Annotated in this window: 8 protein-coding genes; 4 read left to right on the top strand and 4 right to left on the bottom strand. The window is 71.0% G+C overall.

Annotated elements, in window-relative coordinates:
• Positions 1-473: IS3 family transposase (locus ACZ3TS_RS33905; RefSeq protein ID WP_467625570.1), on the top strand; the 473-nt coding region annotated here is incomplete at its 5' end.
• A 241-nt stretch (positions 474-714) separates the two neighbouring features.
• On the opposite strand, the gene ACZ3TS_RS33900 is transcribed toward ACZ3TS_RS33905, so the two are convergent.
• Positions 715-1728, bottom strand: coding sequence for a hypothetical protein (locus ACZ3TS_RS33900; RefSeq protein ID WP_467625567.1), 1014 nt, complete (start codon positions 1726-1728; stop codon positions 715-717).
• Positions 1729-2244: 516 nt separating this feature from the next.
• Here ACZ3TS_RS33900 and ACZ3TS_RS33895 point away from each other — a divergent pair.
• Entirely contained in the window at positions 2245-2979 is a 735-nt protein-coding gene (locus tag ACZ3TS_RS33895) for a class E sortase (protein WP_467625565.1), read from the top strand.
• Between the two features lie 123 nt (positions 2980-3102).
• On the opposite strand, the gene ACZ3TS_RS33890 is transcribed toward ACZ3TS_RS33895, so the two are convergent.
• On the bottom strand, positions 3103-4491 hold the full coding sequence (locus ACZ3TS_RS33890) for an MFS transporter (RefSeq protein WP_467625563.1): 1389 nt from the start codon (positions 4489-4491) through the stop codon (positions 3103-3105).
• 194 nt (positions 4492-4685) lie between these two features.
• Between ACZ3TS_RS33890 and ACZ3TS_RS33885 the strand changes: the two genes are divergently transcribed.
• A complete protein-coding gene (locus ACZ3TS_RS33885) occupies positions 4686-5222 on the top strand; it encodes a winged helix-turn-helix transcriptional regulator (protein ID WP_467625561.1) in 537 nt (178 codons plus the stop codon).
• 221 nt (positions 5223-5443) lie between these two features.
• A complete protein-coding gene (locus ACZ3TS_RS33880) occupies positions 5444-6301 on the top strand; it encodes a fumarylacetoacetate hydrolase family protein (RefSeq protein ID WP_467625558.1) in 858 nt (285 codons plus the stop codon).
• 262 nt (positions 6302-6563) lie between these two features.
• Here the strand turns inward: ACZ3TS_RS33880 and ACZ3TS_RS33875 are convergent, their stop codons facing one another.
• Together ACZ3TS_RS33875 and ACZ3TS_RS33870 are read right to left on the bottom strand one after the other, a co-directional pair.
• Complete coding sequence (locus ACZ3TS_RS33875) at positions 6564-7031, bottom strand: heme-degrading domain-containing protein (RefSeq protein WP_467625556.1); 468 nt, start codon at positions 7029-7031, stop codon at positions 6564-6566.
• A complete protein-coding gene (locus ACZ3TS_RS33870) occupies positions 7028-8113 on the bottom strand; it encodes a Gfo/Idh/MocA family protein (protein WP_467625554.1) in 1086 nt (361 codons plus the stop codon). The genes ACZ3TS_RS33875 and ACZ3TS_RS33870 overlap by 4 nt, the downstream gene beginning before the upstream one ends.
• Positions 8114-8189 lie beyond the last annotated feature (76 nt).

Raw genomic sequence — 8189 nt, 5'->3', positions numbered from 1 at the left:
CTTACGTCAAGACCGGCGAGGGCTGGCTCTATTTGGCAACGGTTATCGACTGCTGCACCAAGGAGGTCATCGGGTATGCAATGGACGACCACTACAAGACGCCGTTGATATCACGGGCCATTCAAAACGCGGCCCGCAACCGTAAGTTGGCCGCAGGCGCGATATTCCACTCGGACCGCGGCAGCAACTACATGTCTGCCGAGTACGCGGACGTACTCAAAGAACTCGGACTCCGGCGATCGGCTGGGCGTACCGGGATCTGTTTCGACAACGCCATGGCGGAATCATTCTTCGGCGCCCTCAAGAACGAACGGGTGTCGCGCGTGAGTTATCCCACCCGCGAGGATGCCCGAAGGGACATCACCCGGTACATCGAATTCTGGTACAATCGCAAACGTCTGCACTCGGCAGTGGGCTACCGCCCCCCGGGCGAAGTGCACGCCGAGTTCCAGGAATTGCAACTCACGGCATGAATTGCTCGGCCAGACCCTGTCCGAAAAACGCGAGGCCCCTCAGGGCTGGGACAGGACCTCGGGTTCGGACACGCTGGCTCCTTTGATCGCTCAGACGGCTGCGCTCATGTGTAACAGAGGGCGCTGACACATGGCTGCGCCACCGAAGCTCAAAGCCAAAGGGTGACCGGGAGTTGTGCAAGAGGGCCGCTGGCCCCAGTCCAGCGCCCTAGGTCTGGGGCTCACAACGTAGTGCGGCAGGTCATCCCACTCCGTGGCACTCCTCGTACACCCGCCCCGACACACACCAACAAACCATCCCCCGCTCGGGCGGCCAAGCCACCGCCCGCCCCCGCGCCGCCAGCGTCGTCGCGTACTGCGGCAGCAGCGCAACGTCCGCCGGTGACGTGCCCTCCGACGCCGCGAACGCCTCGTACGACGGGACCGTGCCCGTCACGATGCCCAGGTTCGGCGTGCCGGACGCGGCCAGTTCCCTCAGGGACTCCTCTATTGTCGCCAGGTGCTCCTCGCGGGAGGGGTACTCGGTGGTCAGCGACGGGTACGCCGACACCAGCTCCGCCAGTTCGGTGGACGGCCAGTGCAGGACCGCCACCGGGAAGGGGCGGGACAGGGCTTCCCGGTATGCGCCCAGTTCTGCCCGCAGGCGGCTGATCTCCGCCTGGAGTTCGGCCGGGTTGTCCGAGCCCAGGGACCAGACCCGCTTGGGGTCGTGGAGCTCGTCCAGGGAGACCGTGGACGAGTGGAGGGCGTCCGCCAGCATGTCCCACTCGTCGTGAGCCGCGCCCAGCATGCGGCGGACCCGGTGGCGGCCGTAGAGGAGCGGGTGCGTGGACTGCGGCGGCTCCGCGTGGTCGCCGAGCAGGAGCCTCAGCCCCTCTGTGAACGTCGCCGCCGCCGACTCCAGCTCGTCGTGCGACTCCAGGGACTCCGCGACGATCAGCCAGGGCGCCGGGTCCCGTGGGGAGGCCGCGCGCACGCCGTCGATGATCGCGCGTGCCTCCGCCTCGTGGTCGTACTCCCACAGGTTGGACGCCTTCAGGGCGCGTACGAGGTGGGGGTGCTCCAGCGGCTCGGTGGACGACAGCAGGCGGTCGTACAGCGTGGTCGCCCCGGGGCGGTCGCCGGCCAGTTCCCGGTGGGCCGCGGCCTGCAACAGCAGGTGTTCCGCGTCCTCGGGATACAGGCCGGCAGCCCGCTCCAGGCGTGCTGCTTCCGCGTTGTGGTCGACGTTCTCGGCAGGCGTGTCGGGGCGCATGGGGGACACCGTACTGCCGCCGACCGACAAAGGAGAGAGATTCGCAGGCCAGGGGCGGCAGAGGGGCCCGTTGCGGCGCTCAGTGCGGCCGGGTCACCGCAGGGGCGGGAGTGCGGCCCGGGCGGTCCGCGGCGCGGACCGCCCAGGTCGCCCGGCTCAGGCCACCACCCCGTCCACCTGCAGCGTCTGCACCGCCCCCGCCGTGAACGCAGGGCTGTACCGAGGACGGCGCCGCCGGCTGCGGCCAGCAGCGCTCTGCGGCGGACCAAGGGGTGTTCGGGTCTCCGTGAAGTGCCATGCCGACGAAGTCAGTACGACCTACAACCAGCTGGCCGTGACGGGGGCGGACCGGAGCGGCGTTGTCTCAGTCGAGGCGCCCTCGGCCGTGCGGTGGTCCATGACGATCGGCCGTGGGGCGCCCGCCCAGGCGGAATCACCGGGCGGCGGCTGAACCCTGAGCACCAACCCCTGCAGATGCATGGCTCCTTGAAGCCCCACCCCTTATCGTCCGACCCCATGCGCACCCCCGTCGTCCACCACGCCACCCGGCGGCGTCGCGCCCTCCGTCGCCGTGTCCTCTGGAGCGGTGGCGAACTGTTCGTCACCGTCGGCGTCGTGCTCATGTTGCTCGTGGTGCATCAGTTGTGGTGGACCAACCGGGAGGCCCAGCAGGGAGCCGAGCGCAAGGTGCAGGCGCTGGAGCGGGAGTGGGATGAACCCGGGGACGCGTCGTCAGCCAGTGGTTCCGTGAGTACGCCCGCGGCCGGAAGCACCGCCGCCACCACCAAGACCGGACGGCGGCAGCAGCGGCAGACCGCCGTCACGGGCCCCACCCGTGCCGTCCCCTCCCAGGCCTACGCCATCCTCACCGTTCCCCGGCTCTCCCTCCGCGTCCCCGTCGCCGAAGGCATCAGCAAGGCCAACGTGCTGAACAAGGGGTACGTCGGCCACTACCCGGGCACCGCCCAGCCCGGTCAGGCGGGCAACTTCGCGCTCGCCGGGCATCGCAACACCCACGGTGAGCCCTTCCGGTATCTCAACCGGCTGCGTCGTGGGGACACCGTCACGGTCGAGACCAGGGGTGCCACGTACACGTACGTCGTCGACCAGGTGCTCGCCCAGACCTCGGCGGTGGACGGGGGCGTCATCGCGCCCGTGCCGCGGAGCAACGTCAAGCCCTCCTACGGGTACGACCGCCGCGGGTACTACCTCACCCTCACCACCTGCACCCCGGAGTTCACCTCCCGGTAGCGGCTGGTGGTGTGGGGCGTGCTCGCCTCCGCACGCCCCAGGTAATCCCTGCGACCCGGGTAATCCCTGCGAGCCAGGTATCCCCTGCGACCCAGACGGTCCCTGCCGCCCCAGGGGATCCCCTTACGCCCGTTCCCGCAGCACCAGCACGCCCAGCGCGCCCACCACGGCCAGGCCCACCGAGACGACCGCCGCGATGTTCGCGCCGTGCGCCAGGGAGCCGCCACCCGACGTCACCAGGGCGATCGTGAGGGCCACACCCGCGCACGAGCCGATGTAGCGGAACGTCTGCTGGGCACCGGAGCCCATCGCAGCCCGCTCGGTGGGGACGGACTCCACAGCGACCAGGGGGAGCGCGGCGTTCAGCAGGCCGCTGCCCACGCCGCCGATCACCAGACCCGGCAGTACACGGGTCCACGTACCGGAGCCGACCGCTCCGAGCATGGTCAGGACACCCGCCGCGTGCAGCGCGAAGCCGAGAGCCAGTTGGTGGCGCGACGAGACGCGCCCGGCCAGGCGCTTCGCCTGGAGCGCGACGAGGAAGGACAGGCCGGACCAGAGCAGGAACAGCCATGCCGTGTCGATCGGGGAAAGGCCGAGCGTCCGCTGGAGCAGGGTCGGCAGGAAGGTGAACAGACCGAGCACCGCCAGGCCGGTGAACAGACCGCCCACCGCCGAGCCGAGGAAGCGCGGGCGGCGTAGCAGGGAGAGGTCGATCATCGGGGTGCGGGTGAGGTGTTCGACCAGGGCGAAGAGCGCGATCAGCACCACGGCGGCCGCGAACAACAGGGCGACCGGCGTGCGGAGCCAGCCGTCGCGGCCCAGCGTGAGCGCGGCCACCAGGGAGACCAGGGCGAGGCTGAAGACCAGGGCACCCAGCAGGTCGGGGCGGCCGCCGCGCGGTGCGCGGGACTCCGTCAGGGTGCGCGCGGACAGGGCCGCCACGACCAGGGTCGCGGCGGCAAATACGCCGTACGCCAGCCGCCAGTCGGGCAGCGCTCCGGCGATCAGCGGGCCCACCGCGATGCCGCCGCTGACGAAGGCGCCCCATACGCCGGTCGCGTGCAGCCGGCCCCGTGCGCTCGGGTACGCGTGCACCAGCAGGCCGAGGCTGCTGGCGAGGATCGCCGCGCTCGCCGCGCCCTGCGCGATGCGGGCCAGAGTGAACAGCCAGGTCGAGGTCGCGAAGGCACCGAGCGCGGTGGTGAGGCCGAGGGCGACCGTGCCCGCCAGGAAGATCCGGCGGCGCCCGTAGTCGTCGGCAAGGCTGCCGGCCACCAGGAGCAGTGCGGCCAGGCCCAGCGGGGTGCCGTTGAGCAGCCAGGCCTGCGCGGAGACCGAGGTGCGCAGGGCGGCGGCGGCGTCGGGGAGGGTGACGGCCGGGGCCGTGTACGTCATCAGCGCCACGGCCGTGGCCGCGCTGGTGAGGGCCAGGGTGGGGGTCGCCCTGGGGGTCTCGTGGGCCGCGGGAGCGGTGGTGACGGTCTGTGTGGTGCGTTCCAGCTGGGGCATGGTCTGCCCTTCCGGGGCGGGTCGGTTCAGGTTCGGACCGACGGAGGTTCGGCGGCGGGATGGGAGCTTGGTTCGGTCATTGAACCTTGCGTTGCTCGTCACCGTAGCAGCTTGAGTTCGGTCAATGAACCAAGTTTGGGGAAAGTCGATTCGGTCAATGAACCGATCGGTGGGAAACCGGCTACAGTGGCTTCATGGCTCTCGGCAAGGACTACGCGACGCAGGAGTGCTCGATCGCTCGCGCGCTGGAGATCGTGGGCGAGCGGTGGACGCTGCTCGTCGTGCGCGACGCGTTCTACGGCGTGCGCCGCTACAACGACTTCCTCGTCCACCTCGGCATCCCGCGTGCCGTCCTCGCCGCACGCCTTCAGACCCTCACCGCCCACGGCATCCTCGAGAAGCGCCGCTACCAGGAGTCGCCGCCGCGCGACGAGTACGTCCTCACCGACCGCGGCATCGCCCTGTGGCCCACCCTGCGCTCGCTCGGCTTGTGGGGCCGCGAGGAGCTCCGCGGGGAACGACTCCTCACCTACCGGCACGCCACCTGCGGCACGGAGCTCGGCCCGTACGGCGAATGTCCCGCCTGCGGAACCGTCGTACCCGTCCCGGATGTCGAAATGGTGCCGGGACCCGCACTCGACCAGGACCCGGCCGATCCGGTCAGCCGGGCGCTGCTCAGTCCGAAGAGGCTGCTGCAGCCGATCGAGACCGAGTCTGTACAACGGCACTGAGCCCCGCCGCGCTGTACGTGGTGACCAGTACGACGTGGAGCGCGGTCGAGCGGACGGTGTCGTACCGATGAGCGCGGGGCGGCGGTCCAGTCCGTGAACGGGGTATTGCGGAGCGGACGCCGACCTTGGAGGATCGACCAGTCCTCCGATGGCTGCGCACAGGCCGCGCTCCGGCCGCACCCATTCGGCCGGACTGCCCGCGATCGAGGGAGATTGTGATCATGAAGCTGCTGCGAGCCGGTACGGCGGGGACGGAACGCCCCGCCCTGCTCGACGCCGAGGGGACTCTGCGGGACCTGTCGGGTCTCGTCCCGGACATCGACGGACGGCTGCTCGCCGACGACGCGGCGCTCGGGCGGATCCGTGCCGCCGCCGAGTCGGGCGAGCTGCCGGAGCTGGACGCGGCGGGGCTGCGCATCGGAGCTCCGCTCGCCCGTATCGGCAAGATCGTCTGCATCGGCCTGAACTACCACGACCACGCCCGTGAGACGGGTGCCGAGCCGCCCGCCGAACCGGTGATCTTCTTCAAGGCGGCGGACACCGTCGTCGGGCCCCACGACACCGTGCTCGTGCCGCGCAGGTCCACCAAGACCGACTGGGAGGTCGAGCTGGCGGTCGTCATCGGCCGCACGGCCCGCTATCTGGAGTCGCACGAGGAGGCGCTCGTGCATGTCGCCGGGTACGCGGTGGCGCACGACGTCTCCGAGCGAGAGTTCCAGATCGAGCGCGGCGGGACCTGGGACAAGGGCAAGAACTGCGAGACGTTCAACCCGCTCGGGCCCTGGCTGGTGACCGCGGACGAGGTGCCCGATCCGCAGGACCTGTCGCTGAAGCTCTGGGTCAACGGTGAGCTGAAGCAGGACGGGACCACGGCGGAGCAGATCTTCCCGGTCGCCGAAGTCGTGCGGTACGTGAGCCAGTTCATGACGCTGTACCCGGGGGACGTCATCAACACGGGTACGCCGGCCGGCGTTGCGCTCGGGCAGCCCGACCCGAAGCCGTTCCTTCGGGCCGGGGATGTGGTGGAGCTGGAGATCCAGGGGCTCGGGCGGCAGCGGCAGGAATTGAAGGACGCGTAGGCGCTCCGCTGGGGGAGCCGGGGAACTGCGGGTGCTTCGTCGGCCGCGGGTCGTCGACGGTTGCTCGCGCAGTTCCTCGCGCCCCTGTCGGGGCGCCCGAGCCCTGGCTTGTGCCGCGTACGCGTCCGGGTCGAGGCGGGAGGACTCCTCGAGCGTCGTGCCCTGTTGGGGGAGCCGGGGAACTGCCGGTGCTTTGTCGATTGCGGGTCGTCGACGGTTGCTCGCGCAGTTCCCCGCGCCCCTGTCGGGGCTCCCCGCGCCCCTAGCTTGTGAACCTCTCCAGCGCCTCCACCACCATGGCGTGGTCCTCTACCTGCGGCAGGCCCGAGACCACCACCGTGCCGATCACTCCCGCGCCCTCGACCGTGATCGGGAACGCGCCGCCGTGTGCCGCGTACGCGTCCGGGTCGAGGCGGGAGGACTCCTCGAACGTCGTGCCCTTGGCGCGGAAGCGGGAGCCGACCAGCAGGGAGGAGCAGCCGTAGCGCTCGACGACGCGGCGCTTGCGGTCGATCCAGGCGTCGTTGTCCGGCGTCGAGCCGGGCAGCGCCGCGTGGAAGAGCTGCTGGCCGCCGCGGCGGATGTCGATCGCGACGGGGGCCTTGCGCGCCCGTGCCAGTTCCACCAGCAGCGTGCCCAGGGTCCACGCGTCGTCGTACGTGAAGTGGGGAAGCGTCAGGCGGCGCTCCTGCGCCTCGAGTTCGGCGATCTCCGGTGCGGTCGTGGTCACAGCTTCACCGCCACACCCTCGTGGGCCGAGCGCCGGGCCGCCTCGAGGACGTCGAGGGCCGCGGCCGCCTCGTGCGCGGTGACCGGGTTGGGGCCGCCCTCGCGCAGGGCCTTCGCGATCGCCGCGTAGTACGCCGGGTAGTCGCCGGGGGCGGTCGGCACGGGGGCTCCGCCGCCGGTCAGCGGGGACTCGCCGGCGCCGATGCGACCCCACAGGGACTCGGGCTCCTGGCCCCAGCCGGGGCCGGGGCGCAGGCCCTCGCGCAGAGCCGCCTCCTGGGGGTCGAGCCCGTACTTGGCGTACCCCGTGACCGATCCCAGCACCCGGAAGCGCGGGCCGAGCTGGGCCGCCGTGGCGGAGACGTACAGGTGGGAACGGACGCCACTGGTGTGGGTGAGCGCGATGAACGTGTCGTCGTCCGTCTCCGCACCCGGGCGGCGGATGTCGGACTCGGCGTACACGGAGGCGGCGGGGCCGAAGAGGACGAGCGCCTGGTCGACGACGTGGCTGCCGAGGTCGTAGAGCAGACCTCCGATCTCTGCGGGGTCGCCGGACTCGCGCCAGCCGCCCTTGGGCTGCGGGCGCCAGCGTTCGAAGCGGGACTCGAACCGCCAGACGTCGCCGAGCTCACCCTCGGCCAGCAGCCTGCGGAGGGTCAGGAAGTCGTTGTCCCAGCGGCGGTTCTGGAAGACGGAGAGCAGCAGACCGCGCCGCTCGGCCAGTGCCGCCAGCCCGCGCGCCTCGGCCGCCGTACCCGCGATCGGCTTGTCGACCACGACCGGCAGACCCGCTTCCAGTGCGGCCGTCGCGATGGGGACGTGCGTCTTGTTCGGGGACGCGACGACGATCAGGTCCAGTTCGCCCGCGCGGGGCCACAGTTCGTCGGCGGCGGCGGCGATGCGCACGTCCGGGAACCCGGCGCGGGCCTGCTCCTGCCGCTCCGGGTTCGAGGTGACGACCGTGTCGAGGACGAGGCCCTCGGTGGCGGCGATCAGCGGGGCGTGGAAGACGGAGCCCGCGAGGCCGTAGCCCACGAGGCCCACGCGGAGGGGGGTGTCAGTACCAGGGGCTGTGCCAGTCATGGCTCTACTTTCGCAACGCTGTTGCCAAAGTGCAAGCGCGAGGGAGAATGGGCGGGTGAACAGGACGTACGCGGGA

Source organism: Streptomyces sp. NPDC022910 (genome assembly GCF_055561075.1).
This window is presented reverse-complemented; position numbering and strand designations above follow the sequence as displayed.

What these genes read in the sequence shown, in the direction of transcription:
- ACZ3TS_RS33900 (WP_467625567.1), bottom strand. Translation starts at nt 1,728, where the DNA reads ATGCGCCCCGACACGCCTGCCGAGAACGTCGACCACAACGCGGAAGCA.
- ACZ3TS_RS33895 (WP_467625565.1), top strand. Translation starts at nt 2,245, where the DNA reads ATGCGCACCCCCGTCGTCCACCACGCCACCCGGCGGCGTCGCGCCCTC.
- ACZ3TS_RS33890 (WP_467625563.1), bottom strand. Translation starts at nt 4,491, where the DNA reads ATGCCCCAGCTGGAACGCACCACACAGACCGTCACCACCGCTCCCGCG.
- ACZ3TS_RS33885 (WP_467625561.1), top strand. Translation starts at nt 4,686, where the DNA reads ATGGCTCTCGGCAAGGACTACGCGACGCAGGAGTGCTCGATCGCTCGC.
- ACZ3TS_RS33880 (WP_467625558.1), top strand. Translation starts at nt 5,444, where the DNA reads ATGAAGCTGCTGCGAGCCGGTACGGCGGGGACGGAACGCCCCGCCCTG.
- ACZ3TS_RS33870 (WP_467625554.1), bottom strand. Translation starts at nt 8,113, where the DNA reads ATGACTGGCACAGCCCCTGGTACTGACACCCCCCTCCGCGTGGGCCTC.